Annotated in this window: 21 protein-coding genes and 1 tRNA gene; 9 read left to right on the top strand and 13 right to left on the bottom strand. The window is 50.3% G+C overall.

The annotated features are described in order from the left end of the window. The first annotated feature begins 53 nt into the window (after positions 1–53). Positions 54–659 (top strand): exonuclease SbcCD subunit D C-terminal domain-containing protein, encoded by a 606-nt coding sequence (locus M0L20_RS07690; RefSeq protein WP_232560269.1) that lies wholly within the window; start codon positions 54–56, stop codon positions 657–659. Between the two features lie 371 nt (positions 660–1,030). Here M0L20_RS07690 and M0L20_RS07685 read toward each other — a convergent pair. Next, a tRNA-Gly gene (locus tag M0L20_RS07685) sits at positions 1,031–1,106 on the bottom strand. Positions 1,107–1,201: 95 nt separating this feature from the next. On the opposite strand from M0L20_RS07685, the gene M0L20_RS07680 reads away from it, so the two are divergent. Next, the gene (locus M0L20_RS07680; protein WP_248476343.1) at positions 1,202–3,265 is read left to right on the top strand and encodes an OPT family oligopeptide transporter; all 2,064 of its coding nucleotides are present in this window, start codon (positions 1,202–1,204) and stop codon (positions 3,263–3,265) included. A gap of 6 nt (positions 3,266–3,271) precedes the next feature. Here M0L20_RS07680 and M0L20_RS07675 read toward each other — a convergent pair whose 3' ends face one another. From M0L20_RS07675 to M0L20_RS07630, 10 genes are all read right to left on the bottom strand, one after another. Beyond that, positions 3,272–4,336 (bottom strand): DmpA family aminopeptidase, encoded by a 1,065-nt coding sequence (locus M0L20_RS07675; RefSeq protein ID WP_248476628.1) that lies wholly within the window; start codon positions 4,334–4,336, stop codon positions 3,272–3,274. A 188-nt stretch (positions 4,337–4,524) separates the two neighbouring features. Next, positions 4,525–5,679: an alpha/beta hydrolase gene (locus M0L20_RS07670; protein WP_248476342.1), complete on the bottom strand. Its 1,155-nt coding sequence runs from the start codon at positions 5,677–5,679 to the stop codon at positions 4,525–4,527. Between the two features lie 113 nt (positions 5,680–5,792). After that, a complete protein-coding gene (locus tag M0L20_RS07665; protein ID WP_248476627.1) occupies positions 5,793–6,110 on the bottom strand; it encodes a GNAT family N-acetyltransferase in 318 nt (105 codons plus the stop codon). A gap of 295 nt (positions 6,111–6,405) precedes the next feature. Then, positions 6,406–6,708, bottom strand: a complete 303-nt coding sequence (locus M0L20_RS07660) for a chaperone modulator CbpM (RefSeq protein WP_232560266.1) — start codon at positions 6,706–6,708, stop codon at positions 6,406–6,408. A 14-nt stretch (positions 6,709–6,722) separates the two neighbouring features. After that, complete coding sequence (locus tag M0L20_RS07655) at positions 6,723–7,649, bottom strand: DnaJ C-terminal domain-containing protein (RefSeq protein ID WP_248476341.1); 927 nt, start codon at positions 7,647–7,649, stop codon at positions 6,723–6,725. 111 nt (positions 7,650–7,760) lie between these two features. After that, positions 7,761–9,212, bottom strand: a complete 1,452-nt coding sequence (locus tag M0L20_RS07650) for an FG-GAP-like repeat-containing protein (RefSeq protein WP_248476340.1) — start codon at positions 9,210–9,212, stop codon at positions 7,761–7,763. A 189-nt stretch (positions 9,213–9,401) separates the two neighbouring features. Then, positions 9,402–11,207, bottom strand: a complete 1,806-nt coding sequence (locus M0L20_RS07645) for a RagB/SusD family nutrient uptake outer membrane protein (RefSeq protein ID WP_232560263.1) — start codon at positions 11,205–11,207, stop codon at positions 9,402–9,404. Positions 11,208–11,227: 20 nt separating this feature from the next. Further along, on the bottom strand, positions 11,228–14,863 hold the full coding sequence (locus M0L20_RS07640) for a TonB-dependent receptor (protein WP_248476339.1): 3,636 nt from the start codon (positions 14,861–14,863) through the stop codon (positions 11,228–11,230). Between the two features lie 190 nt (positions 14,864–15,053). Next, complete coding sequence (locus M0L20_RS07635) at positions 15,054–16,151, bottom strand: FecR family protein (protein WP_248476338.1); 1,098 nt, start codon at positions 16,149–16,151, stop codon at positions 15,054–15,056. A gap of 97 nt (positions 16,152–16,248) precedes the next feature. Continuing rightward, complete coding sequence (locus M0L20_RS07630) at positions 16,249–16,806, bottom strand: RNA polymerase sigma factor (RefSeq protein ID WP_232560260.1); 558 nt, start codon at positions 16,804–16,806, stop codon at positions 16,249–16,251. A 243-nt stretch (positions 16,807–17,049) separates the two neighbouring features. Between M0L20_RS07630 and M0L20_RS07625 the strand changes: the two genes are divergently transcribed. The 6 genes from M0L20_RS07625 to M0L20_RS07600 all read left to right on the top strand — a co-directional run bounded on the left by M0L20_RS07625 (position 17,050) and on the right by M0L20_RS07600 (position 21,943). After that, on the top strand, positions 17,050–17,484 hold the full coding sequence (locus tag M0L20_RS07625) for a nucleoside deaminase (protein ID WP_232560259.1): 435 nt from the start codon (positions 17,050–17,052) through the stop codon (positions 17,482–17,484). Positions 17,485–17,620: 136 nt separating this feature from the next. Further along, positions 17,621–18,448 (top strand): hypothetical protein, encoded by an 828-nt coding sequence (locus M0L20_RS07620; protein WP_248476337.1) that lies wholly within the window; start codon positions 17,621–17,623, stop codon positions 18,446–18,448. A 61-nt stretch (positions 18,449–18,509) separates the two neighbouring features. Then, the gene (locus M0L20_RS07615) at positions 18,510–19,481 is read left to right on the top strand and encodes a polyprenyl synthetase family protein (protein WP_232560257.1); all 972 of its coding nucleotides are present in this window, start codon (positions 18,510–18,512) and stop codon (positions 19,479–19,481) included. 68 nt (positions 19,482–19,549) lie between these two features. Further along, a complete protein-coding gene (locus M0L20_RS07610) occupies positions 19,550–20,173 on the top strand; it encodes a rhomboid family intramembrane serine protease (protein ID WP_232560256.1) in 624 nt (207 codons plus the stop codon). Positions 20,174–20,192: 19 nt separating this feature from the next. After that, positions 20,193–21,110: a LytR/AlgR family response regulator transcription factor gene (locus M0L20_RS07605; protein ID WP_248476336.1), complete on the top strand. Its 918-nt coding sequence runs from the start codon at positions 20,193–20,195 to the stop codon at positions 21,108–21,110. A 134-nt stretch (positions 21,111–21,244) separates the two neighbouring features. Continuing rightward, positions 21,245–21,943, top strand: coding sequence for a DUF2306 domain-containing protein (locus M0L20_RS07600; RefSeq protein WP_232560254.1), 699 nt, complete (start codon positions 21,245–21,247; stop codon positions 21,941–21,943). Between the two features lie 2 nt (positions 21,944–21,945). Here the strand turns inward: M0L20_RS07600 and M0L20_RS07595 are convergent, their stop codons facing one another. Then, positions 21,946–22,656 carry an SGNH/GDSL hydrolase family protein gene (locus M0L20_RS07595; protein ID WP_248476335.1) on the bottom strand — a complete coding sequence of 237 codons (711 nt, stop codon included), beginning with the start codon at positions 22,654–22,656 and terminating at the stop codon, positions 21,946–21,948. A gap of 123 nt (positions 22,657–22,779) precedes the next feature. Further along, positions 22,780–23,857 (bottom strand): peptide chain release factor 2 gene (gene prfB / locus M0L20_RS07590; RefSeq protein ID WP_232560252.1). Its coding sequence is split into 2 segments (ribosomal slippage): positions 22,780–23,796 and positions 23,798–23,857, totalling 1,077 coding nucleotides; the frame shifts between segments, so codons are not numbered across the junction. 291 nt (positions 23,858–24,148) lie between these two features. Between prfB and lpdA the strand changes: the two genes are divergently transcribed. Then, a complete protein-coding gene (lpdA, locus tag M0L20_RS07585; RefSeq protein ID WP_232560251.1) occupies positions 24,149–25,549 on the top strand; it encodes a dihydrolipoyl dehydrogenase in 1,401 nt (466 codons plus the stop codon). The last annotated feature ends 49 nt before the right edge of the window (positions 25,550–25,598 follow it).

Raw genomic sequence — 25,598 nt, 5'->3', positions numbered from 1 at the left:
CGAATCAAGAATCTTCCTTCTAACATTTAGGAGCCCCGAATGCTTTTAGGGGTATGGATACGCCATCTAAACCTAATACAAGCCTGTCACTGACCGACTCCAATGGTCGTGAACTACTTCAAGCTACCTTAACGGACTATGTGACTTTTTTGCGTCGCCAGCCTGCCATATGCGGTAGTGCCGAGCAGCAAGAGATCTTGATTAAACATGTGGCTCAGGGGCATGAGCTAATTAAGCTCGTAGCGGCTGAACGGCTGAAGATCACCCGCGAACTTGACAAACAGAAACACGACTGGATGGAGCTTGAAAAAGAGTTGACGGCACCGATCATGGCCGCTATGCAGCCGCTGAAAGACGCTGTTGAGCACTATAACAAGGAGATGTTGCGCATTCGGGAGCACCAACAGGCCGAGGCTGCTCAACAAGCCACCTTAGCTGAGTCTGGTCAAACCAACTGGCTAACCCCTGAAGTAGCTATTGTTGATAAGCCGAAAGGCGTTCAGATGAGGTGGACCTATGAGATAGTCGATCACAATCAAATACCTAACGGCTACTGGAAGCTGGATGAGGCCGCTATCAAGGCAGACATTTCTCACGGGGTACGGCAGATACCGGGCGTACGGATTTATGAGGAAGCCATTACAACCTTCCGTAAATAGTTTTTTTGCTACGCTTACCACATTTTATCGAATGAAAGCGAATAATCGAAGGAATGCTGAGGTGGTGAGCAGTAAAGTACCTTTCGATTCAGGGCAGCAAAGTGTTATAAAGATAGCTGTCCTTGCCCCGTTTAGTGAGCTAGTTTTGACTGAAACTTAAGTGGCTTATCGGCAATCGACCGGCCTCAATGCCTGGTGAGTATGTTCGGCACTTATACGCTAAGGGCCATTTCTCAATTGCTTGGCGTACTTGCTGCATAGTCGTAAAAATACGAGCGTCTAAAGCCTTCCAACGAAAAGGCCGAATAGCCTCTAAACGAAAAAAGCACCTACGAACAAAGCGTAAGTGCCTGACGGTGAGTTCGGAATCATGGAGCGGGAAATGGGTCTCGAACCCACGGCCTGCAGCTTGGGAAGCTGCCGCTCTACCAACTGAGCTACTCCCGCTTGCTTTCTATGACAAAGTTTTGTAAAATCTGCGACTTTGTCAAGCTCTTTTGGTTAACGGTATTTTTCCCTTTTTTTGAAAAAAATTGTTTTTTATGACCCCTGATCCGATTCCCGCCCACAAACCGTTTGTTCCTGCTTCTGAATCACCGGCTGAGTTTACACTCAAAGCTATCATTACCGGAGCGGTTTTCGGTGTTCTTTTTGGGGCAGCAACTGTATATTTATCGCTAAAGGCGGGTCTGTCGGTGTCGGCTTCTATTCCAATCGCGGTATTGGCTATTTCGCTTGGTCGTCGGTTTCTGAATACGACAATCCTCGAAAATAACATCATTCAAACGACCGGCTCGGCGGGCGAAAGTATTGCGTCGGGCGTTGTATTTACCATGCCGGGATTCCTCTTTCTAACGGGCGGAAGCGGGGCTGATTTTTTTAACTACTGGACTATTCTGACCCTGGCTATTTTGGGAGGGTTGATCGGTACGTTGATGATGATTCCCCTGCGCCGGTCGCTGATTGTACAGGAGCATGGTACACTTCCTTATCCGGAAGGTACGGCTTGTGCCTCCGTGCTCATCGCTGGTGAAAAGGGTGGTGATTTTGCGAAAACGGCCTACCAGGGGCTAGGCGTCGCTCTCTTCTACGCCTTGTTGCAAAAAGTACTACACGTGATTGCCGAAGTGCCAGTCTGGGCGACGAAGCAAGCTAACCGCTATTTTCCGTCAGCACAGGTAGCGGGTGAAATAACGCCTGAATATCTGGGTGTTGGCTATATTATTGGTTTTCGTATTTCGGCGGTGCTCGTTGGAGGAGGGATTCTGGCTTGGCTGGCGCTCATTCCGCTACTGGCATCGGTCGTACCGGGTGATACCATTGCGTTACAGCTTCAAAAATTAGGCTACCTTGACAATCTGCAAACGGCGGGTGGACCAGGCGGCTGGAATCCGGCGACGCATACATTTTCTGATGCAGCTGCGGCTATCTACCGGGCCTATATCCGTCAAATCGGTGCGGGGGCGGTGACAGCGGGTGGTTTTATGACGCTTATCAAAACGATTCCAACTATTGTCTCGTCGTTTCGGCAAAGTTTTTCAAAATCATCGATCAACGCCATTGAGTCCGAAGACGCCTTGAGCGGAAGTAACCGTGTTCCGCGTACCGAGCAGGATTTAAGCGTTCGTATCGTTGTCATTGGCAGTATCATTCTGGCGGCTTTGATGGTTGTACTCCCGCAAATTCCGGGCGATTCGTTGCTAACCAAGTTACTGATTGCGGTGCTGGTTATCGTTTTTGGCTTCTTTTTCGTGACGGTTGCCAGCCGTATCGTGGGATTGATTGGGTCCAGTTCGTCGCCAGTTTCGGGTATGACCATCGCGACGATCATGGGCACGGCTCTCGTGTTTATTGCCGTTGGTCTGACCGGAAAAGTGTACGAACCGGCGGTGCTGGTCGTGGGCAGTATGATTTGTGTGGCGGCTGCTAATGCCGGTGGGACATCGCAGGATTTGAAGACGGGTTATCTGGTTGGAGCCACACCTAAGTACCAGCAAATGGCCTTATTCATTGGTGTTATCGTATCGTCGTTGGTCGTAGGCGCTACGGTACGGGTTTTGGATACACCCACGCCAGATCTGCTGGCTCAGGGTATTACGCACGCTATTGGCTCTGATAAATTTCCCGCTCCACAGGGAACGCTGATGGCTACGCTGATCAAAGGGCTGCTGTCGTTTAATCTCGACTGGCAGTTTGTGCTGGTTGGTGCGTTTATGGCTTTCGTATTTGAGCTATGTGGCGTCAGCGCGCTGGCATTCGCCGTTGGTCTTTACTTACCGCTCTCCACAACGCTGCCGATCTTTGTGGGCGGTCTGATGAAAGCGATTGTTGATTGGAATGCAAAGCGAAAAGGAATTGTCGAAGAAGATGCGGATTTGGGCAAGGGTAACCTTTTTGCGACGGGCCTTGTGGCGGGGGGGGCATTGGCCGGCGTGGCAGTCGCCTTACTATCTGTCAACGAATCCATTTACAATGGGCTTAGCTCGTTGACGCTGGAACCCGCACTGGGCCGAGCCTTGGGTGAAGGCGGCTATATGCTGCTGGGCGCACTTTCCTTCGCGGGCTTGGCAGGCATCTTATGGCGGGTAGCGGAAAGCAGGCGATAAGTCATTTCAACGAATCTGTCCAGCCTTTTTCAATAAATCGATGACTTTGTTGATAGGTAATTGTTCAACGGTACGCCCTTGGTCGCCAACGCTGGTCTGAGCGGCAAACAACGAATTGATAATCGCTTCTTCGGTGGCTTCAATGGCTGCCATAAACAAAGGAGAAACGTTGTCGTTTCGTACTATTTTTAACTCGTCAAATGGGTTAGCCGTTTCGTGCGGAATACGGTAAGCGGTGGATACGGCAATCACGTAATCACCGCTGCCGTTGGACGCTATACCGCCCGTTTGCGCCAGACCCATAAACGCCCGCTTGGCCAAGCGCTTGAGGTTGCGGGCATCCAGCGGTGCGTCTGTCAGCACGACCATCATGCAGGACCCGTCTAGTTTTTCTTTGAACGAATAACGGCCTAGCTCAACACCGACCGGTACACCTGCAATTTGCAGAACTCCGCCAAAGTTCGTCTGTACGAGTGCCCCAACCGTGTAGCCACCCAATGACGCCGGTAGTTTCCGGGAGGCCGTACCGATACCTCCTTTGAAACCAAAGCAAACCGTTCCTGTCCCGGCTCCGACATTTCCTTCAGTAACCGGTCCGGCTTTGGCCTGCTGGATCGCGTCGAGCACATGGTGTTTGGTGATGTGCCGACCGCGAATGTCGTTCAGCGAACCGTCGTTTGTTTCACCAACGATTGGATTGACAGATCGAACCTGCTCGTTTCCCGGTTGCGCTAATGTGTAATCAATCAGGGCATCGGCTGCGGTGGGTACGCTTAAGGTATTGGTCAGTACAATCGGTGTTTCGAGCGTTCCTAACTCGTCAACCTGGCTAAACCCCATCAACTTTCCAAAACCATTCCCGATATAAATGGCTGCCGGGCTTTTTTGCTGAAACTGGTTGCCGTCGTGCGGCAGAATAGCCGTTACCCCCGTGCGGATGTTTTGCCCTTCGCTAAGCGTTACCTGACCAACCCGAACGCCGGGTACATCGGTAATCGCATTGAGCGGCCCCGTTGGCAATACGCCGAATCGAATCCCATATTCTCGGGGCCTTTGGGCCGTTTGAGCCATTACGGAATAACCTGTTACAACCAAAAAACACGTTGTGAGCAGAAGGCAATGAGCGAGCGACATCCGGCTGACGAATAAAGATGAAACCATTTCGATGCCAAGATACAGCAGAATATACGTGTTATCGCGTATACCGCCCATAGGAGAGCTGCCAACACGCTTGGAAATAATTATCTGAAAATAGATTGCTAGTGCTTTTCGCGAAATAACTCGTCGAACACTTCCTGCATCAGTAGGGGGCCACCCGGTTCATAAATAAACCCATGCCCTCCTTCAGCTATGCTTTTGAACCGCCAGTCTCTAGCCTTGCTTTGTTGCTGGTCGTAAATGGCTTTTACTGCTGAATAAGGAAAAACCGAGTCATCCTTGGCATTGATCGACACAAAGGGCTTGCCGCTTGAGAGTTTCGCATAATCGGTTGGCGATGATTTGAGCGAGGGCCAGGGTGAAAAGGCGTAGAAACCAGAGAATAAATGGGCATGTTTGGTGGCGTACCAGTAAGTAGCCGTGCCGCCATTGGACATGCCCCCCAGGTAAATACGGTCAAAGGGGACTGCGTAGCGCTTTTTTACCTGATCAAGCATGGTCAATACATGCTTGAAAGCATTTTCCTGATCGACCCAGCCAAAGTCTTTTCGGGCAAAGGGATATAGAACAAGTGTATTGTAATGATTGGCTACTTTGAATATGGGTTCGTTAGCTACTTGAGGGTCTCGGTAAGCAAAGTGATCTTGATTCACCACGCCACCATGAAGATAGATGATCAAGGACGCGGGTTTAGCCCGGCTGAATGAGCTGGGTACATAAACCAGGTAGGGGACATTGATCGTATCAGCTGGTTGAAAATAAAGCGCGAATCCAGCGGGGAACGGTTTAGCCATACCCCCTTCCGATTCGGTCAATTGCGCATGGCGTAGACTTGATTCCAGCCACTGCTCGCTGGCTATTTGCTTCGCTAACTTATCCTTTTCTTTCGCCTGCTGCATCTTGGCCAGTAAGATCCTCCACTCCGCAGAAGTGTGTAAGCTACTGAAGGCGGAGTCCTTGGCAATCGACTCAATTTCCCCGTCTTGTAAGCCGAAGCCTTTTTGCTGACTCTTGTTCAACCAGGTAAGTGCCTGACGCTGATCGTGACAGTTTGCGGCCGCTAAAGCCGCATAGGCATAGTCGTACCGGTTAACTTTGGTTGTATCGGTCAAGGCCTGTTTGAAAACAAGCAGGGCGGCACAGAAATCTTTTTTATTGATTGCCTGTGCCGCTTTCTCTATCTGTTGCTCATACAATTGGGCTTTCAGAACGTGAACTACCAAACAAAAGCATATACCAAGTAGCGTCTTTCTCATTATGTCTAAGATTCAATCGCTACAATGTTAAACTTAGTAGTAGGTGATACATGTTAGTTATTTATGAACGGACGATGTTCCATTTAAACGGACAAGGTCCACATTACTGACTATCAAAGTTTGAGTTTCATTCCCTCATGCGTATCGACAAAACCTAAGGATTTGTAAAACGTAATCGCTTCAGGGCGTTGTCTGTCCGTCGTGAGTTGGACTAGGTGACAACCTTTTGCTTTCGCTCGGCCATTGGCACACTCGAATATTTGTCTGCCTATCCCCTGACCACGACAAGAGGATGCCACACGCACTGCTTCAATCTGAGCCCGTAGACGGCCTTTATGGGTTAGGTATTGAATATAGGTAAGAGGATAAGTGCCAACAACCTCTCCGTTTAGCTCAACAACGGTTAACTCCTGATTCGGGTCGACCCTGATTTTTCGTAGACGCTGTAATAAGCCTCGTCTAAAATGGATTCAGATTTCTCCCGTAAGGCTCCAAGGGATCATCCAGCAACAGGTCAACGATTTTGGGCAGGTCGGACCTTGTCGCGAATCGATACCTAAGATTGGTACTCATAAGCTGGCGTCGGCGAACGGTGGTAAAACTAGTTTATGTTCCATAAGTCGATCCGGCCTCGTCGTTTTCGGCAACAGTATTCTGCCGACGACCGACTTGTCGTTGGTCTGGCGAGCACAGTTCTTGCGTCGAGTTATGTCAAAAAATTATGACCTAGTCAGTTAATCGCTCGTAAAAGACCAGTCTATTCTGCAATTGTGTGATCTGATTCTGAAGGCCTTCCACGCGTTCCAGCAGATCACTTACAATGTCCAGATCGGTTGGGTGTATCGCCAGCTCCTGGTGCAACCGGACTAGCTTTTCCAATCTACCCAGTTGGTCGGGCTGTACGTAGGTAATACGTTCGACAGTAATAATTTCAACAAGCCCCTGCTGTTCGAGCAAGTCAATAAACGCAACTTCGATGTGATGATGCACACAGAAATCACTGACGGAGATTAAGTGGGTTGGTAGCATAAGATGTTAGGCGATTACAGGCTGGCTAGTTTCTGGATAAGTTCTTTTTGTTCGGTGGTCAGATTAGTGGGTAATTTAACCTGCCACTGTACGTACAGGTCACCAGAAAAGCTTTCCTGCTTGTAAACGGGAAAGCCTTTCCCTTTTAGCCGTACTTTAGTCCCGTTTTGTGTCTCGGCCTGTATCGGCACTTTCACTTTCCCATCCAAGGTTTCAATAACTTTATCGCCACCCAATAACGCCGTGTACAAGTCGATTTCTTCGTTGACATACAAATCGTTGCCTTTGCGCTTGTATCGACTGTCTTCCGCGATGACAAACGTGATGTATAGATCGCCGTTTGGACCGCCGTTGACGCCTGGTGCCCCGTAGCTGGCCAGCTTAATCTTCTGACCATTTTCAATCCCTGCTGGCACGGTTATCCGGATGTTTTTCCCGTTAACCGTCATGGTCTGTTTGTGCGTTGTGTACGCATCGCGCAGGTCGAGGTTGAGTTCGGCCTGATAATCCTGACCCCGGAATGTCGCCTGACGACGACCAGCGCCTGAACCGCCTTCCTGACCGAACATTGACGAAAAGAAATCCGAGAAGTCCGATCCGCCAAAGCCACCCGAAAAATCGTAGTCTTCGGCATTGCCTTGTGCGTACGACTGGCGATACTGCTGTTGCTGCTGATTACGGGCGTCTCCACGCCGGGCCTGCTCGAACTGCTCGGCGTGTTGCCAGTCCTTACCGTATTGATCGTACTTCTTTCGTTTGTCCGGATCGCTTAGTACTTCGTTGGCTTCGTTGATCTGCTGAAACTTCTTGTGCGCTTCTGCATCGTTCGGGTTCAAATCCGGGTGATGCTTGCGGGCAAGTTTTCGGTATGCTTTTTTTATGTCTTCGTCTGAGGCTGTTTTCGGTACGCCCAGCACGCTGTAGTAATCGATAAAATCCATAAAAGGTGGGTGCGTTTAAGTGATGGCCACCCTTATAACTAAGAAGAATCGGGAAGGTTGTCGCAGCAATGGGTATGCTATCCATAAACTAGTTTTCTACATAATCCAGGACTACAAAGACGTGCTATTTTCCAGCACGATCAGGGGGAGGTAGCCATTCCAGGTTGGCGTAAAACCTACTTCGTTGAGAAAGCCCTGCGAGTAATTGCCTAAAACTATATCTATATCGCCATCGTGGTCCCAGTCTTTGGCGTCCATACAAATCCACCGACCGTATTGGCTTACGGGAACAGCATGGGGACGGAATTGAGCAGGTGCTAATTGCTCGAAATAAACAAAGGTCTCAGCCGGTTTATTTTTTAGATCCCCAAAGAAGGCAATGGTGGCAATATCCACATCGCCATCGTGATCGAAGTCAGCGGCAATTGCTTTGGTGCAGCCGTTGATCGGATAAAAATACGTTTGCTTATACTGGTTGTTACCCTGATTTGTGAAGAGGTAAATCCCGTGAAAAGGTTTCAGAACACGCGAGTAGTCGCTATTATCGCCACAGCTATACAAAATATCCAGCTTTCCGTCTTTATTAAAATCGACTAGTTGAAAGCTGGTGGAGCCGTAAACGGGAGGAAATCGGAGCAGGTTCCGTTCCAAAAAACCGCCCTTCTGGTCGTTTGTAAAAAGCCAGATGCCTTCGTCGGCGTGGGCAAACAAAGCCATAAAGTCAAGCCAGCCATCTTTATTGAAATCGCCCGGAATAACCTGCGTTGCGCCCGGTACTTCTTTGATGACAAGCTTATTGAATTGATGATCGGGCCGTTGCTTTAACAAGTACAAACCACCGACGTTATGCCCGAAACCACAAACAATCCAATCCGTTAATCCATCGCGGTTGAAGTCGCCCGGTGTTGACTGGATGGGGCGGGGAAGTTGTTGGGCAATGGAAACCGGCGGAGTCGTTGCGGCTTTATCCAGATCGAGCTGTAAAACTTCGCCACGGGCTTGGTCAACGGCCAGCATGGTACCGATGCAGGTCAATAGTGTCTGGTGTGAACCGTTTGGCCTGTCGATAAAGGAAGCCTGAACGGCGGGGGAGGGGAGTTGCCGGATAAGCGCTGGCTTCAGTGATGAACTCCACTGATAAAGGCCGGAGCTGGTTTCGTTGCTGGAGTAGATTGTTCCCCTGGCTGAATCAAAGGCAACCATCGTTGTTGTCGCTAATTCGCTTTTGATCTCGGTGGGTTTTACCAGTTTAAAGATAGACCAGTCGTTGACTAATTTAGTAGGTGGCTTAGTCTGCGTCGGCTTTTCGGGTGCCAGTTTTTCGTAGTAGGCAACGAGCTTTGTCCAGTCGGCGAGCGAAATGGTAGCAGTGGGCGGCTGATAATACTGGGTTTTCTGCCATACCTCCAATCCTAGCTTGGGGGCCATAGCCGGTAATACGTGTTTAATCCATGTTTCTTTATCCAGCGCATCAGGTGCAACGGGCAAATGGCAGGTGCTGCAATGCTGCTGCGCTAATTTTTCACCTTCGCTGGTCGGTTCCTTACCCGAGGAGTCCGACACAGTAGTGTTCGAATGGCAGCTTGTTAACGTAATACAGGCTCCTAACACGACAAGAAGCCCACGGAAAGAAGAAAGAAAAGAGAGCCTTTGCATGTTAGAGGTTGTGGTTGCTTCAAAAGGTTCTACTGGGCCTCGCCTAAATGAAAAGAGGCAGCCCAATGACTGCCTCTTTTTGTCGTCAATTCGCAATTAATTATAACCCGGATTTTGGGTTAGCGACGACTTACCGCTCGATGTACTTAAGTCGATTTGCCGTTGCGGAATCGGGTAATAATCGTTTTTGCCAGCTGTAAAATGACCGCCCCGAATATCCGTTGTTATCGTACTTTCGTAGTTGAAGTAGTTATTCAACACGGTTTCGGCGATACCCCAGCGAACCAAATCGAAGAACCGGTGACCTTCTGTCGCCAATTCAAGCTTGCGTTCAAAGTAGATCGCATTCAACGCCCCCGTTTTACCCAATCCGGCAAACGTACCGGCTGGATAAGCCGTAATCTTATAATTGGCAGCGGGCGTTGTTGAATAACCTGCCAGCGGAGTCGCGTCATTCGAATACTTGTACACAAAGTTAACCGGGTTGGCGGCCCGAGCGCGTACCTGATTGACGTAGGTCTGTGCCTGTTCGAAATTGCCGAGCTGCGCTTCCGCTTCGGCAGCCATCAGCAGCACGTCGGCATAGCGAATGATGTTCAGGTTGATCGCCGTTCCGGGCGCCCAGGAGTGGTTGTCCGCGTACTGATCCTGCGTAGCCTGCATGTAAATGTTCTTTTTCGGCGAATACGGACCCGCGTAGGTTTGGCCTGGGCTCCGAATCCAGTCGGCACCGGGGTGGTTACCCCAATCTAGGTAAGGAATACCCCGGCGACCGATGGTCCAGTCGATACGAGGGTCTAGCGTTCCGGCGTCTGGCGTAAAAGGCTGCGTAGACGAAATACCCTGGTCGTTCTTTACCGGATGGCTGTTGTAATCCGATAGGTAAGGTAACCCGGTAGCATCGGTCCGGTATGAGTTTGCCAGATCCTGCGAAGGCTGGTAAAAACCACAGCAGCGGAAAGGGCTGTTGCCGTACGGGAAGTTCAGCATATCGCCCTGATTGGCGTTGGCAATGGTACCCGTTCCGTCGTTGGCAACCATCTGAATGGCAAAGACCGATTCCGAGTTGTTCTCGGTAGCCGCATCGAAGTTGTCGTGGAACTTGGTCACCAGGGCGTATTTCAAGCCGTTGCTGGTTACGCCCTGGCCGATGATCTGATCAAAAAGCGCTTTGGCTTCGGCGTATTTGTGCTCGTACAGGTACGTTTTCGCCAGATAGGAAGCGGCTGCCCACTTATTGACCCGGCCCACGTCCGATTGCGAAGCGGGCAGATTATCCATAGCGTACTTGAAATCGGCTTCGATCTTGGGCCAGATATCTTCGGTATTGGTCTGGACACTGGCCGTTGCTGTTTCAACGGATTCGTCAATCCAGGGCACCTTGTTCCACATCTTCTTCAATTCGAAGTAATAATGGCCCCGCAGAAAACGAGCCTGCGCTGAGAAGCTTGTCTGGTCAGTTTGGGAAATACCCTGTGCTTGGCCCAGCACTCGCAGGACAGTATTGGTACGGTTTACGCCTTCGTACACCGTTCGCCATTTTCCGTTAAAGAAACCATTACTGGCATCCGCCGTGAACTTAGCAATAGCGTCAATCGCGGGTTGATCGCTACCGTCACTGCCTTTATGGGCTTCGCCACCGGCGATACTACCATAGGTCCAGTTACTGGGTGAAGCCTGCCAGGCGTCTGTGCCACTCAAGTTTAAGGCTGATCCATTGTTGTATTGCCCGTCCAGCGCGGCATAAGCGCCGGTCAGTAAGGCATTGATACCACTCTGCGTCGTCAGGGTCTCTCCGCTTAGCGAACCTTGAGCGGGAATTTCAAGACTTTCTTTGCAGGAATCGAAGGTTAATCCGACGGCCATGACCGCAAGGACTGTTATATACTGAGGTATTTTCATTGTTGTCGGGATAATAAGAATTAGAACGTCACATTCAGGCCGAATAAGAACTGGCGCTGGTTCGGGTAAACCCCTTCATCGATACCAAACGAGGTCGTGTTCGAGAACGACTGGTTCAGGCTGCCGCCTGAGCTGTTGTTGGTATTCGCCGTTGTTCCAATTTCTGGATCAAGTCCCGAATACTTCGTGATCGTAAACAGGTTGGCCGACTGAACGTAGACCCGAAGCCGTTCGATACCTAATTTTTTCAGGGTACTGGCCGGTAGCGTGTAGCCAATCTGGGCGTTTTTAGCCCGCAGGTACGAGCCATTTTCTACGAAGTACGAGTTGGGCACGTTCGCCGAGCTGAATGAACCAACCGTTTCCTGAATCGGTGCCTTAGCGTTGTGGTTGTCGGGCGTCCAGGAATCATACAAAGCGGTCCGGCTTTTGGCACCCTGGAAGTTGGCGTTGAAATCGGTCCACCATCTGACGTTGTTCCAGATGTCGTTACCCTGCGTTCCGTAGAAGAAGATGCTGAAATCAAACTTTTTGTACGTAGCGCCCAGGTTCAGACCGTAGCTGAATTTTGGGTTTGGATTACCCAGGTACGTCCGGTCGGCTTCGGTGATCTGGCCATCGCCGTTGGTGTCCGCGTACCGGAAGCGGCCCACGGCTACATCGTTCTGGTAAACAGCGCTTGCATTACCCGTCGCTTGTTGCGCCTGTGCGTTTGCCTGGTTGATTTCTTCCTGCGAATTCCAGAAACCAGCGGTCTTGTAGCCAAAGAACTGTCCGATGGAATGCCCTACGGCGTTACGAACGATGTAGCTACCGTTGAACCGGCGACCTTCCTGATCGAAGTAATCGACACCTTCGGCTAAGGACACGATCTTGTTGTTATAGGTCGTGAACGTTAGCGTGGCGTTTAGCTTCAGGTCATTCGTAACGTTGAAGTTGCTGGAAGCGGCCAGGTCAATCCCCTGGTTCCGCATGTGCGCAACGTTCACCGCCGGAGCGGTTCCCAGGCCAGCCGTTCCGGCCAGTTCAAGGGTATACAGCAGGTCGCGAACTTCCTTGTTGTAATAATCGACGGTCAGGTCAAGTTTACCTTTCCACAAGCTGGCATCAAAACCGATGTTGGCGTTGATATTCTTTTCCCACCTGGCATCAGGATTACCGATGCGCGTCCGTTGAACGCCAGCCGCATTCGATTGATTTGAGCCATTAACCGAATAGAAAGAAGACGTACGATCCGGTCCATACGTAGTAAATGAGTTGGCCGCGTCAACGTTGAGCTGGTTACCCATGATACCATAGCCCCCCCGAATTTTTAAGTCATTCAGCCAGGTCAAGCCACTCATGAAGCTTTCCTGCGAAAGCCGCCAGCCAGCACTCACCGCTGGGAACCAGCCGTACTGGTAGTTCAGGAAGCGCGACGAACCATCGCGACGAATGGTAGCGCCCAGCAGGTATTTGTCTTTCAACGTGTAATCGACCCGGCCGATCAGTGAAAACAAAGCATCCCGATAGCGGCTACTGTAATTGGTTGGTGTACCAAATCCGGATGAGAGTGTGGTTGCATTGGGGTCAAAAGACAGGTAATCCTGGGTGGTTCCTCCTACGTTCCGCCCCCGGTTTTGGTACGCTTCCGTTCCTACCAACACTTTCAGATCGTGCGTATTGTTGAAGTTATGCTGGTATTGTACCGTGTTGGTCCAGGTCCAGTTATAGCCGCTGAAGGTGTTCTCCGTGTAGGAGTTGGTCGTTGTGTTTTCCTGATTCTCGTAGGTCGGGTAGGAGAACGAGTTGAAATTACCCATGAACAATTCACCGCCGAAGCTGGTGCGGGCCGTGAAATCTTTCAAGAAGTCTACCTCTGCATACACGTTACCGAACAAACGGTTGCTTAGTCCCCGGTTATTGGCCGTCCGCTGCTGAATCGCCACCGGGTTGGTCGCATTACCCAAGCCCTGGCCGTAACCACCCGCGTAATTACCCATGATGTCATACACCGGAATGATACGCTGCTCCCGGAAGGCCATCCCAATGGCACTACCTTCCTGCAAGGCGTTGATACGTGGGTTGTCGGTCACGGAGAAAGCCAGGTTTTCACCCACCCGAATGTTCTCGCGAATATTGTACTGGCTGTTTGAACGAATCGTGTATCGTTTCAGATACGTATTGAGCAACGTACCCTGTTGATTGAAGTAATTGAACGAGAATAGGTAGTTTCCCTGATTGCTACCACCGCTAACGGCGAGGTTATGGCTGGTGATCGGTGCGGGTCTAAAAATCTCATGAAACCAGTCCGTACCGGCTTTATTCGCACGAGTAATCCGGTTAAACGCGTTATACTGCGCTATGGTCGTATAATTTGGGTTGACACTGTACCGGGAAGGATCTACAGCCGGATCACCTTCTTTTGCGCCCTGTGGGGCAATGTAATCAGGCAGTACCGGTGTAGCGCCACTACCGTAGAGTGGGTCGTTGATGGCTACATTTGGGTTTGCGTTCCGTAGCGCGTTGAACTTCAATTGGGCAGTTTCCTGTGGATCAAGCAGATTCCAGACGTTACCACCTTTTGGGTACTGCATCCCGTAATAAGCATCGTACTGAACCTTGACCTTACCCGTTCCCCGACGAGTGGTAATGATGATCACACCGTTGGCCGCCCGCGAACCGTAGATCGAAGCCGAACCGGCATCTTTCAGAACCTGCATGGACGCAACGTCGTTCGGGTTGATGTCGTTGATATTTTGCGTAGGTACGCCATCGACAACGTACAGCGGTTGGTTATTGCCAAACGTGTTTAGACCCCGGATGCGGATTTGTGGCGCTTCGCCCGGCTGCCCCGAACCAAGCACCGTTACGCCCGAAGCCCGTCCTTGCAACTGGTTAGTGATCTGGGCGGTAGGCTGTTGCTGAAGTTCGGCTACGTTGACGACCGCCACGGCACCGGTTAGGTCTTTCTTCCGCTGCGTACCGTACCCCACGACAACGACTTCGTTCAGTGACTTCACGTCCGACACGAGTTGCACATCGGGCAACGTCGTCCGGTTGCTGATGGCCACTTCCTGCGTCGTGTAGCTGATCGATGAAATAACCAGCGTACCGTTGCCATCGGGTACATTCAAGGTGAACCGTCCATCGATGTCCGTGGCTGTCCCAACGTTGCTCGTGCCTTTGAACAGCACGGTAGCTCCGGGTAAGCCCGCTCCTTTTTCATCGAGAACCCGGCCCGTGACGGTAAGGGGCGGAACGGGTTTTACGACGTTTGGGCTGGTCGACTCATTTTCGGCTTGAGCCGCATTCGCTGCTCGTTTCAGAATAATCGTTTTGCCGCCTACTTCATACGTAACAGAAGCGGGTCCCAGTATCGCGTCCAGCACCGCCGAAAGCCGTTCGTTGTTGAAGGTAACGGTATTGATTCGTTGCTGGCCGAAAATGCGCGGATTGTACATGAACTTTACATCCGCTTCTTTGCCAATACGGCTGATTGCCTGTTCAACGGTCAGGTTCGAAAGCTGGAGACTCACCCGTCGATTAAGTAATTCCTGACCATACGTGTCATGCGCCCGTGCCATCGTAGCAAACACCGTCACAACGAAAAACAGGTAAAAACTGACTCGCATAATTTTGAGCAGCCTGTGCTGCATTTGTATCCAAATTGTCATACTTTTGAATTGGTTGTCGGTTTGATTCGGCAATAAAAATCCCTTACCCCGCGAGGAGGTGCTTTTTTCGAAGAGAGCAAGTGGGGATTAGCTTTGGAGTCAGTGATGTTGGCGCATTGCTGACTCTTTCTTTTTGGGGGTTAAAACGGTTGTTTTTCGGGCATAGGCAACGGAATTGTGTTGAGTAGTTTTATTGGCAACCTTTACTAGTTATTAAAATCTTACCGTCCATCTCTTCGTACTGAGCGTCTAACGTCCGGCAAATCATATTGAGTTTTTCGAATAGCGGTTCATCGTCCAGTGAGGCTGTCAGGTAGCAGTTTTTCATCACGTCGGCGTCAAAAACGATCTCCACGCCGTACGCATTTTCCAGCGACGCGAAAACCTGATTAATCGGCGTACCGCTGAACTCGAACATAGCCTGTTGAATAGGCATGTCCAGGAGCGTTGGCGACTCGACCAGCGAACGCAACAGGCGTCCTTCATCCCGGTTAAATAACACCCGCTGGTTGGGCGTCAACACCAGACCAATCAGCTGACGGGATTCCTGTTTTTCGACGCGTTCCTTGTCCGAGCGGGTAAAAACCGAAACCTTACCCGTCTTTACGGTCACGTTGACGGCTTTTTTATCGTATGCACAAACGGTAAAGCTGGTGCCGAGTACTTTGGTTATCAGGTTGTCGGCGTAGACAAAAAACGGTTTGTGTGGATTCTTGGCAACTTCGAAAAAGGCTTCGCCCACCAGATAGACTTCGCGTCGGTTCTGCCGATTGAATTCTTTAGGATAGCTGATCCGGCTGTTCGGCTGTAACAACACCGAACTCCCGTCGGCCAGAACGACCAACTGGGTTTTCGAACCGGCGTTGATTACTTCTTTCATGGGCAGCGTAGCAGCCGCAACTAATTCTCGGTAAATCGATACAGGCTTGTTCTGATAGTTCGTCCAGCCAAACCAGGCCAGCATAACCAAGACAACCGAGGCTGCTGCCATCCAGGCTATTTGCCCATACGACAAAGAAGGGCTTTGGCGTTGCAAAGCTGGCTCCGTTGCCCGCATAATGTCCTGAATGTTTCGCTGAATTTGTTCCGGAGCCGGAGCGAAAGCATCCTCTTGCATAGCCAGTAACGTCTCCCGAGCCTGAATCATAAGAAAGGCTTTCTGGGGATACACTACCGGAAACCGATCCCACCATTCAGCCGTCGACGAGGAAGCTCGCCCAAACACCCACGACCGAAATGACTCGTCTTCCAGGAAATCATATAGCTCAAAATGATCAAATGATTTCATTGAAAATGACTATTTTTTTGTCTGCTTTACTGATATAATTAGCCAGCAAGGCAACCATACCCTGTATTCCAACATTTTTTTACGGAAAGGGGAAATTTTACCAGTGCTCGCGCAGGAAGTTGAGCGCTTTGTGAAGGTGATTGGAAACCGACTGCCGGTTGATGTTCATGACTTGGGCAATGGTTTCGATGTCGAGTTCTTCGAAGTAGCGCAGGTGAAGGGCTTCCTGCTGGCGTTGGGGAAGAAGATCGATCAGCGTCTTAATTTTTTTGGCGGATAGCTGCTCCGTTTCGATAAAGACAAAGAAATCTTCGAAACTTTGATCGGGAGCGACGTCGATGGCTTCTTCTTCATCGACCCAACCTCGGCGTTGGGTACGTTGTAACTCGAGTAAAATCTTATGCCGGAACGATTTGAGCAGATACTTCTTGATACTATCGGTTCCGCTGATGTGCGATCGACGTTCCCACAGGTACACAAACATGTCGTGCAGACAGTCCTGAATCAGCCCCGTATCTTTGCTGTAGCGGGTGCCGAACCGAAATAGAGAAGAATAGTGGAGCGAAATTATTTGCTCAAACGCTATCCGATCACCATTTTTGAAGCGCTCCCAGAGCGCTTCATCAGAAAAGTTACTCGACAATAATGCATTCATGGTGAGTTGAGCAAATAAATCCCAAAACAAAGCTTTTTTTGGATTTATTCAGTTAATAAACGTACGAAAATGACTGGATATTGATAGTAATTATGCTGTTTGGCTAAAATAGTGTTAGTTACCTAGCAGGTCCGGCGTCGTAAATAAACGGCCTACGGAAAAGTGAGTATTTGCCTGTGATGCCATCCCTCTGGCTACAGCTGTTTTAAAATTGAGTGAATCAATCGTTACACAAAGTCAACTATGGACGAATTCATGCAGGAGGCCATTCGTCAGGCCCGTAAAAGTTTAAGCGAAGGCGGCATACCCATCGGTTCGGCCTTAATCAAGGATGGCGAGTTGGTCGCTTCAGGTCATAACAAACGGGTTCAGGAGGATAACCCGATTTTACACGGTGAAATGGACTGCCTGAACAATGCGGGCCGGGTCGGGTCGTTTAGAAACACGGTTATTTATTCTACCCTCATGCCGTGTTATATGTGCGCAGGAACCATTGTTCAGTTCAAAATTCCAAAGGTCATTGTTGGTGAGTCGCGGACGTTTGCCGGAGCACGGGAGTTCATGGAACAGCATGGCGTAGAAGTAATTGACCTCGATCTGCCCGAGTGCGTTGACATGATGAACCAGTTCATTGCCGAAAAGCCAACGATTTGGAACGAGGATATTGGCGAACTGTAAAATTGTCGTGTAGCTCTATAGTTACCAGCCATTACATAGGCTATTAAGTAAACAAAAGTTTTTAAATCGAATACTTTTCTTTGTCCGGTCAGGCTGTTACTTTGTCAACCAAATGGCACCGTAACACACTGACTGGATGAAGATTATAAAGGTAGTTGGGTTGATTTGTACCTTACAGCTGGGACTGGCTTCTGTTGGGCTTGCCCAACGATCGGCTTATTGGCAGGAAAAACCGGGTTCCTGGTTGTTGAACGCCGGAGTAGGAACGACTCGGTACCTGGGTGACCTGAACGAGCGCTGGAATCTGGCTCATTTGCAGTTAGGCGTTTCGCTGGGTATTGCGGCTGCTTATCGGTATTCCAACAGGCTTACCTTCCGGGGTGAAGCGCAGTTGTATTACATTCGGGGTAGTCAGGAGAATACACACCTGTCGTACAACAATTTATCCTTTCGAAGCTTTAACCCTGAACTGTGGGCGGGTATTCAGGCAGATTTCTGGCGTCCCGATGATCGAAATCATGCTATTGTTCCTTACGCCATTGCGGGCGTAGGACTGACTTACCTCACGCCTACAACAACCTACAAAGGGAAATCGTACAGTTTAGCTCCGTTGCATACCGAAGGGGTTAATTACAATCGACTGCCGGTTATTTTACGCTACGGAGTTGGTCTGCCAATCGTTATCGGCTACCGGTTCAAGTGGCATCTTGAAGGGCTTTACACGCACGTAATGAGCGATTATGTTGACGATGTAAGTACCGTCTATCCTGACCGGTCAACGATGGAGCCTCTCGCGGCTGCTTTATCGGATCGGCGGCTCGAAATTGGGCAGACGCCTAACCCAACTGGAGCCAAGCGGGGGAACGCTAACCGGCGAGACGGCTATTTTACTTTATCGGCAAGACTTATCTGGGTGGTTATCACGCAGAAACAACAACATTATCGTAGGAGTCGGCGCGGTTAGGGTTTTGGGGGTATTTACCTTATTTTTGGCGCAAAACTCAGCGGAATGCTGCCTTGATCGAATGAGTCCAGCTACTTTTATTGACGCCCTTCAACACGAACTTCAGCTTACCCAATACGGACAATATCCAACCGAGCTATACGATCCGATCCGGTATATTATGAGCCTTGGCGGAAAACGGCTGCGTCCGTTGCTGACGCTTATGGCGGCTCACCTGTTTACCGACGACTGGAAAAAAACCGTTCGTCCGGCGTTGGCGGTCGAGGTGTTTCATAACTTCACGCTGATGCACGACGATATTATGGATCGGGCTCCGTTGCGTCGTGGTCAGCCTACGGTGCACGAAAAATGGAATGACAATATTGCGATTCTGTCGGGCGATGTGATGCTGGTCAAGGCGTATGAACTACTGCTCGACGCGGACGCGGACAAACTAAAGCAGGCAATGGCTCGCTTTACGCGTACAGCCGCCGAAGTATGCGAAGGCCAGCAGATGGACATGAATTTTGAAACGCGCTGGGATGTGACCGAAGCCGAGTATATTGATATGATCCGGTTAAAAACGTCTGTACTGCTGGGATACGCACTCGAACTTGGGGGCCTACTCGGTGGTGCTGATAAAGAAACGACGGATCTTCTCTACGCGGCTGGGGTTAACATTGGCATCGGCTTTCAGTTAAAAGATGATCTGCTGGATGTGTACGGTGACCCCGCTAAGTTTGGTAAACAGGTTGGTGGCGATATCATCGCCAATAAGAAAACATTCCTGCTCATCGAAGCGCTCGAACAGGCGACCGGTTCCCGCAAAGACGAACTGACGGGCTGGTTGACCCAAACAAGCTTCGACAAAGCCGAAAAAGTGCGGGCCGTTACAACCATTTACGACCAGTTGGGTATCCGACAGATTACCGAAGCACGCATCAATGATTACTTTGGGCGGGGATTCGCTAATTTCGATCAAATCCAGGCTGACCCGGATCGTAAGGAATTTTTGCTGCAATTCACCCGGCAATTGGCCGAGCGGGAAAGTTAATAGCCTGTGTGACGTAAGATACAGACAGACTTAAGAAATCATACAGCGTGTATCACGCATCTCTCTTTATGAACGTAACCCTTATTATTATTCTCGTTACGGTTGGTATTAGCCTCTGGGCTTGGAACGACTACAGTGTCATGAACCGCTGGGTCATGAATCCGTATCAGGTGGCGAAACGGAACCAGTATTACCGTTTTCTGACATCGGGGTTTTTGCACGCCGACTGGATGCACTTGATCTTCAACATGATCAGTCTCTACGCCTTCGGTGGACTGATGGAGCAAGTGTTTAATAGCCTGTTTGGTGCAAGTGGGCCACTCTATTACATAGGTTTTTATCTGATCGCTATCGTCGTATCAGACATTCCAACGTTTCTGAAACACCGCAACGATTCTGGCTACAATTCGCTGGGCGCGTCGGGTGGGGTAGCGGCAATTATTTTCGCGGCCATTTTGATCAGCCCGTTGTCTAAAATCATGCTGTTTATTATTCCGATCGGCATTCCCGGCTTTATATTCGGACCAATTTATCTGCTGTATTCGTACTACGAGTCTCAGCGGGGTGCGGGCAACGTGAACCACGATGCGCACATTTACGGTGCATTATTTGGTGTCGCCTTTATAATTTTAGTGTACCCGCCCGTTTTGCCCCAGTTTATCGATCAGATTGCGGGATGGCGCTTGTTTTAGATGATAGCTGTAAAGCGGTATGTTCAAAATACTCAGCCAGCCTTTTCCAACCGAAGCGTCTATCCCGCGCCACTTACGCCAGGCTGCTTTGATTGGGCTGTTTGTTGGCGTCTTTCTTTTTGCCTTTCAACCGTTCGGGCTGAATCTGTGGGAGACGCCCCACAAACTGGCAAAACTGCTGGGGTTTGGTGTCATCACGTTTCTGATAACAGCCATCAATTTCATTGTCTGGCCGCTTCTGTTTCCGAAACTGTTCGATGAAGAGCGGTGGACGGTAGGTCGTCAGATTCTAACCGTTATGGTGAATATTCTGTTGATAGCCGTCGCCAATCGGGTTTATCTGGCGTGGTTGATCAACGAAGAAAAAAGCGGCATCGGTTGGCTAAGTATGCTTGTGATTACATTTCTGGTCGGGCTGTTTCCCGTAACGGGCACGGTTCTGTTCAGTTACATTCGCCAGCTCAAAAAGTACAGTAGCTCCGCAGCCGAGTTATCCAGCCATACACCACATCTGCCCGAACCAACTAATTTGTTTCAGGAGGAACAACCTACCGTTCTGCCTGACCAGCCTGTCACTGGTTTGTTGACACTCGTAGCCGAGAATGAAAAAGACGTGCTCACGCTACCACCCGCTGACCTGTTGTTTATCGAATCGAGCGACAATTATTGCACCGTCGTTTATTTGAAGAACGATCGAACCGGACAAAGCCAGCCAACTAAGCCGTTGCTCCGGAGTAGCCTGAGTCGATTAGAAGGCCAGATTAAGTTACCGCACGTTGTTCGTTGCCATCGTTCCTATATCGTGAATCTGGATCGTGTTGAACGGGTCACGGGTAACGCGCAGGGCTACAAACTGCATTTGCTGGACGGCCAATTTCAAATACCCGTAGCCCGAAAATATAACGATACGCTGGTGGCTGAGTTGAAAGCTTTGTGAAACGTCCCACCGTTTGTCCCAACGGCTAGGAAGGCTTACCAAACGTCCCAAACCGTGTTGTAGAACCCATTAATTAGCTGATAAAGAAGGCACCGCCGTAGGTTTGCTGCTGTTAAACGCAACCGCCTACAAGCATGAAAACGCTTATTCTTTCCTTACTCATTATCCATATCGTTAGCGGAATTACGGCTCTGATCATTGGCCTGATTCCTATGTTCTCCCAGAAAGGCGGTCGCCTGCACAACCGTACGGGCCTTGTGTATGTCTACTGCATGATTACCGTAGCCGTAACGGCATTGCTTCTCTGTGGGCTGCAACCGTTCAAGATGATGCGACTGTTCCTAACCGGGATCGCCGTATTTAGTTTCTATCTGTGCGTCTCCGGCTGGCGGGCGACAAAGCAGAAAAAGTCAGGACCAACCCGTGTTGACCGGTTGCTTACCTACTTCACAGCGGCAGTGAGCATAGCCATGATCGGTTTTGGTTTATACCTGATGACAAAATTTGGCCCTTCATTCTTCCCTGTCCTGTTTACATTTTTTGGGTTCTTGACCGGAAGTTTTGCAAGACGGGACATCCTCCAATTTAGCCGCCCCACCGAAAAAATGCACTGGTTCTTCCATCACATTACACGCATGGGAGGTTCGTACATCGCTACATTTACGGCAGCGCTGGTAACCAATGCGCGTTACCTGATGCCTCAGCAAACGCCAGAATGGATAGGAACGATGGTCTGGATAGCGCCCGCACTCATCGGTGGCTTACTGATAGGTCGGACCGTGCGGTACTACAAACAGAAGTTCGCTCACACCACGCGAACCGTCGAGCGATAGACCTAATGGTCAAGCAATGATTTAGCTGTTGGCAGCGCGGCTTCGGCCCATTGGCGCATTTGTTTGCTTGAATAGTGAAGACCATCGGATGCGAACTGATTGTCATCATCAGCTGCCTGACGGGTGATCGGTGTAATATTAACGTAGGCAATGCCGGCTGCTTTGCACTCCTGCTCGGCAATGGCGTTGAAGGCATCAATCTCCTCCGTGATTTGCTTTTGGTTACGGCCTTGCGCATAGGGCGACTGGCCCCAATCAGGAATCGAAAGCACAAACACGTGATTCGCTTTACCCCCCGCAAAACGGGTAGCGGTTTGAAGCAACTGCCGGAGTTCGGTTTGGTAGCGGTCTTTGCTTTGCCCCCGGTATTGGTTGTTGACACCGATCAGTAAGGAAACCAGGTCATACGTTTTTTGATTGCCGCTGGCTTTGATCGCATCCTGTAATTCCGCCGTTGTCCAGCCCGTTCGGGCAATGATATCGGGTTTGGCTATGTCCAGACCGTCTTTTCGTAGCAAGTCTGCCAGTTGCACACTCCACCGCGCTGATTCCGAAACGCTCTCGCCGATGGTGTACGAATCGCCCAGGGACAAAAACGTATAATGGGATTGAGACGCGTCAGGGTTTGCGATCATCAGGGAATGGTCAGTCTGTGCGGTGCAGGCCAGAAAAAGTGTTAAAATCAGGATTTGTATGATTGGGTTTGTTGCCATGAATTGCTGATCGTTCGTATCCGTGCCTAATAAACGGTATTTTCAGAAGGCTGGATTGTCCCGAAATGGCGATAACCGGTATAATCACACAAATCCTGCAAAGCTATTGGTGCGGTTCTGCTGTTATTCCTGCTCCAACAGAAACGCTTTTATGAACGGATCGATATCGCCGTCGAGTACCGCTTCCGTGTTCGAGGTCTGGTAGCCCGTCCGGTGGTCCTTCACGCGTCGGTCATCAAGTACGTACGACCGGATTTGCGAACCCCATTCAATTTTCTGCTTACCGGCTTCTACTTCGGCGCGAGCGGCATTCCGTTTCTGGACCTCAATCTCGTAGAGCTTCGATTTCAGCAGACGCATGGCCACTTCCTTGTTCTGTAGCTGGCTCCGTTCCTGTTGACACTCGATGATAATGCCCGACGGATGGTGACGCAAGCGTACGGCGGTTTCGACTTTGTTGACGTTCTGGCCACCGGCACCCCCTGACCGGAACGTATCCCAGTCAATATCCGCCGGATTGACTTCTATTTGAATGGTATCGTCAACGAGTGGGTACGCAAATACCGACGCAAACGAAGTATGTCGGCGGGCGTTTGAGTCGAACGGCGAAATGCGAACCAGCCGATGAACCCCGTTTTCTGATTTCAAGAAACCGTACGCCAGGGCCCCATCTACCTCGATAGTGGCCGATTTGATACCCGCCGTGTCCCCTTCCTGATAATCGACCTGTTTGAGTGCATAGCCGTGTTTCTCGGCCCAGCGCATGTACATCCGGTACAGCATATCGGCCCAGTCCTGGCTTTCGGTGCCACCCGCACCCGCGTTTATTTCAAGAACAGCGCTGAGTTGGTCCTCTTCGTTACCCAGCATCTTTTTAAGTTCGAGGTCCTCAAGGGTATCGGTTACCTTTCGGCCTTCCTCATCAACTTCTTCTTCGGCAACGTCGCCCGCTTCGTAGAATTCAAAGAGAGTTTCGAGATCACCGAACTGACTGTTCAGCTTATCATAACCCGAAATCCAGCCTTTCAGGGCGCGGACCTGTTTCATTACGCCCTCGGCCCGCGTCGCGTCGGACCAGAATTCAGGCTGAAATGTCTGCTGTTCGAGTTCAGCGAGCTGCTCCCGTTTGGTGTCGTAGTCAAAGATACCCCCTCAGGGCCTCTACTCTGGCCCTCAAGTCGTTCAACTGATCAGTTGTCATGAACTTGTCGTGTTGTTATCGATGACGGTAAAGAGCTATTAGCTATTGGATGGTAAGCTTACATAACCCCGTTATCTAGTGCCCCTTACCGACATCTTTCGTGTAAAAAATGAACCTACAAAGATAGAACAAAAGAAGGCGTATCCGTGGTTTGATTCCGGTGTCAACTTTTCGACCTACCTTTGCGTTTTCAAAACAGAGGGTCAGCTATGTTCATGCTCCATTCGGAAATAAACCCGTTGATTCATGAACCCGTCTGACGATTCCTGACATAACTCCAATACAGAAAAAATGGCTGCACAGTACGATGTAATCGTTGTGGGTAGCGGGCCGGGCGGCTATGTTGCCGCTATCCGGGCGTCGCAGTTGGGTATGAAAACGGCCGTCATTGAGCGCGAAAGCCTCGGCGGCATCTGTCTGAACTGGGGCTGTATCCCTACCAAAGCGCTGCTTAAATCAGCGCAGGTTTTTGAATACATTAAACACTCTGCCGATTATGGAATTACGGTTTCGGGCGAGTCGCAGGCCGATTTTGGGGCTGTGATCAAGCGGAGCCGGGGCGTTGCCGACAGCATGAGCAAGGGCGTCCAGTTCCTGATGAAGAAAAATAAAATCGACGTCATCAGTGGTGTCGGTAAGGTGAAGCCGGGCAAGAAAGTAGACGTAACAGCCGCCGATGGCAAGGTTACCGAATACGAAGCCAAGCATATCATCATCGCTACTGGGGGCCGTGCCCGCCAGTTGCCATCCGTCCCCATCGACGGTACAAAAGTAATTGAGTACCGGAAAGCGATGACGCTCGAAAAGCGGCCAGATTCCCTGCTGGTGATCGGTTCGGGTGCTATCGGTGTCGAGTTCGCTTACGTGTATGCGAGCATGGGGACTAAAGTGACCATTATCGAGTTCCTGCCGAACGTAGTGCCCGTCGAAGACGAGGACATCTCCAAAGAGCTGGCCAAGCAATACAAAAAGCTGGGCGTCGACATTTATACCAAATCGGAGGTAACGAAAGTAGATACAAGCGGTCAGGGCTGCAAAGTATTCGTTAAAACGCCCGATGGCGAAAAGACATTCGACGTAGATGTGGTGTTGTCGGCGGCTGGTGTCGTAGCCAACATCGAAAACATCGGTCTTGAAGAAGTAGGCATCAACGTTGACCGGGGTAAAATCGTGACCGACGATTACTACCGGACGAACGTTGAAGGCTATTACGCCATCGGCGACGTTACAAAAGGGCAGGCATTGGCACACGTTGCATCGGCCGAAGCCATTATCTGCATCGAGAAAATAGCCGGACAGCCACACGTTGAGCCGCTCAACTACAACAACATTCCGGGTTGTACGTACTGCACGCCCGAAATCGCGTCGGTTGGCTATACGGAGAAAGCTGCCCGCGAAGCGGGGTATGAGCTGAAAGTCGGTAAGTTTCCTTTCACAGCATCGGGTAAGGCAAAGGCTGCCGGTACACCTGAAGGCTTTGTGAAGGTTATTTTCGACGCGAAATACGGCGAGTTCCTGGGCGCTCACTTCATCGGTAACAACGTAACCGAGATGATTGCCGAGGTCGTAGCTGCCCGTAAGCTGGAAACGACTGGCGAAGAGATCCTTAAAGCCGTCCACCCGCACCCAACCATGTCGGAAGCAATCAAAGATGCTACCGAAGCGGCCTACGGCGAAGCGATTCACTTATAATGAATAGCCAAGAACGGGAGCGTACTGTACGAAACAGTGGCTAACACGC

The sequence above is a fragment of the Spirosoma liriopis genome (genome assembly GCF_023196085.1).
GTDB classification, from domain to species: domain Bacteria; phylum Bacteroidota; class Bacteroidia; order Cytophagales; family Spirosomataceae; genus Spirosoma; species Spirosoma oryzicola.
The sequence above is the reverse complement of the archived record's forward strand: the minus strand, read 5'-3'. Positions and strand labels throughout refer to the sequence as shown.

Excerpts from the sequence above, each read along its gene's own strand:
- M0L20_RS07645 (WP_232560263.1), bottom strand. The coding sequence starts at position 11,207 with ATGAAAATACCTCAGTATATAACAGTCCTTGCGGTCATGGCCGTCGGA.
- M0L20_RS07595 (WP_248476335.1), bottom strand. The coding sequence starts at position 22,656 with ATGGCAACAAACCCAATCATACAAATCCTGATTTTAACACTTTTTCTG.
- M0L20_RS07635 (WP_248476338.1), bottom strand. The coding sequence starts at position 16,151 with ATGAAATCATTTGATCATTTTGAGCTATATGATTTCCTGGAAGACGAG.
- M0L20_RS07620 (WP_248476337.1), top strand. The coding sequence starts at position 17,621 with ATGAAGATTATAAAGGTAGTTGGGTTGATTTGTACCTTACAGCTGGGA.
- M0L20_RS07605 (WP_248476336.1), top strand. The coding sequence starts at position 20,193 with ATGTTCAAAATACTCAGCCAGCCTTTTCCAACCGAAGCGTCTATCCCG.
- M0L20_RS07655 (WP_248476341.1), bottom strand. The coding sequence starts at position 7,649 with ATGGATTTTATCGATTACTACAGCGTGCTGGGCGTACCGAAAACAGCC.
- lpdA (WP_232560251.1), top strand. The coding sequence starts at position 24,149 with ATGGCTGCACAGTACGATGTAATCGTTGTGGGTAGCGGGCCGGGCGGC.
- M0L20_RS07675 (WP_248476628.1), bottom strand. The coding sequence starts at position 4,336 with ATGGCTCAAACGGCCCAAAGGCCCCGAGAATATGGGATTCGATTCGGC.
- M0L20_RS07670 (WP_248476342.1), bottom strand. The coding sequence starts at position 5,679 with ATGAGAAAGACGCTACTTGGTATATGCTTTTGTTTGGTAGTTCACGTT.
- M0L20_RS07640 (WP_248476339.1), bottom strand. The coding sequence starts at position 14,863 with ATGACAATTTGGATACAAATGCAGCACAGGCTGCTCAAAATTATGCGA.
- M0L20_RS07630 (WP_232560260.1), bottom strand. The coding sequence starts at position 16,806 with ATGAATGCATTATTGTCGAGTAACTTTTCTGATGAAGCGCTCTGGGAG.
- M0L20_RS07625 (WP_232560259.1), top strand. The coding sequence starts at position 17,050 with ATGGACGAATTCATGCAGGAGGCCATTCGTCAGGCCCGTAAAAGTTTA.
- M0L20_RS07600 (WP_232560254.1), top strand. The coding sequence starts at position 21,245 with ATGAAAACGCTTATTCTTTCCTTACTCATTATCCATATCGTTAGCGGA.
- M0L20_RS07680 (WP_248476343.1), top strand. The coding sequence starts at position 1,202 with ATGACCCCTGATCCGATTCCCGCCCACAAACCGTTTGTTCCTGCTTCT.
- M0L20_RS07690 (WP_232560269.1), top strand. The coding sequence starts at position 54 with ATGGATACGCCATCTAAACCTAATACAAGCCTGTCACTGACCGACTCC.
- M0L20_RS07660 (WP_232560266.1), bottom strand. The coding sequence starts at position 6,708 with ATGCTACCAACCCACTTAATCTCCGTCAGTGATTTCTGTGTGCATCAT.
- M0L20_RS07615 (WP_232560257.1), top strand. The coding sequence starts at position 18,510 with ATGAGTCCAGCTACTTTTATTGACGCCCTTCAACACGAACTTCAGCTT.
- M0L20_RS07610 (WP_232560256.1), top strand. The coding sequence starts at position 19,550 with ATGAACGTAACCCTTATTATTATTCTCGTTACGGTTGGTATTAGCCTC.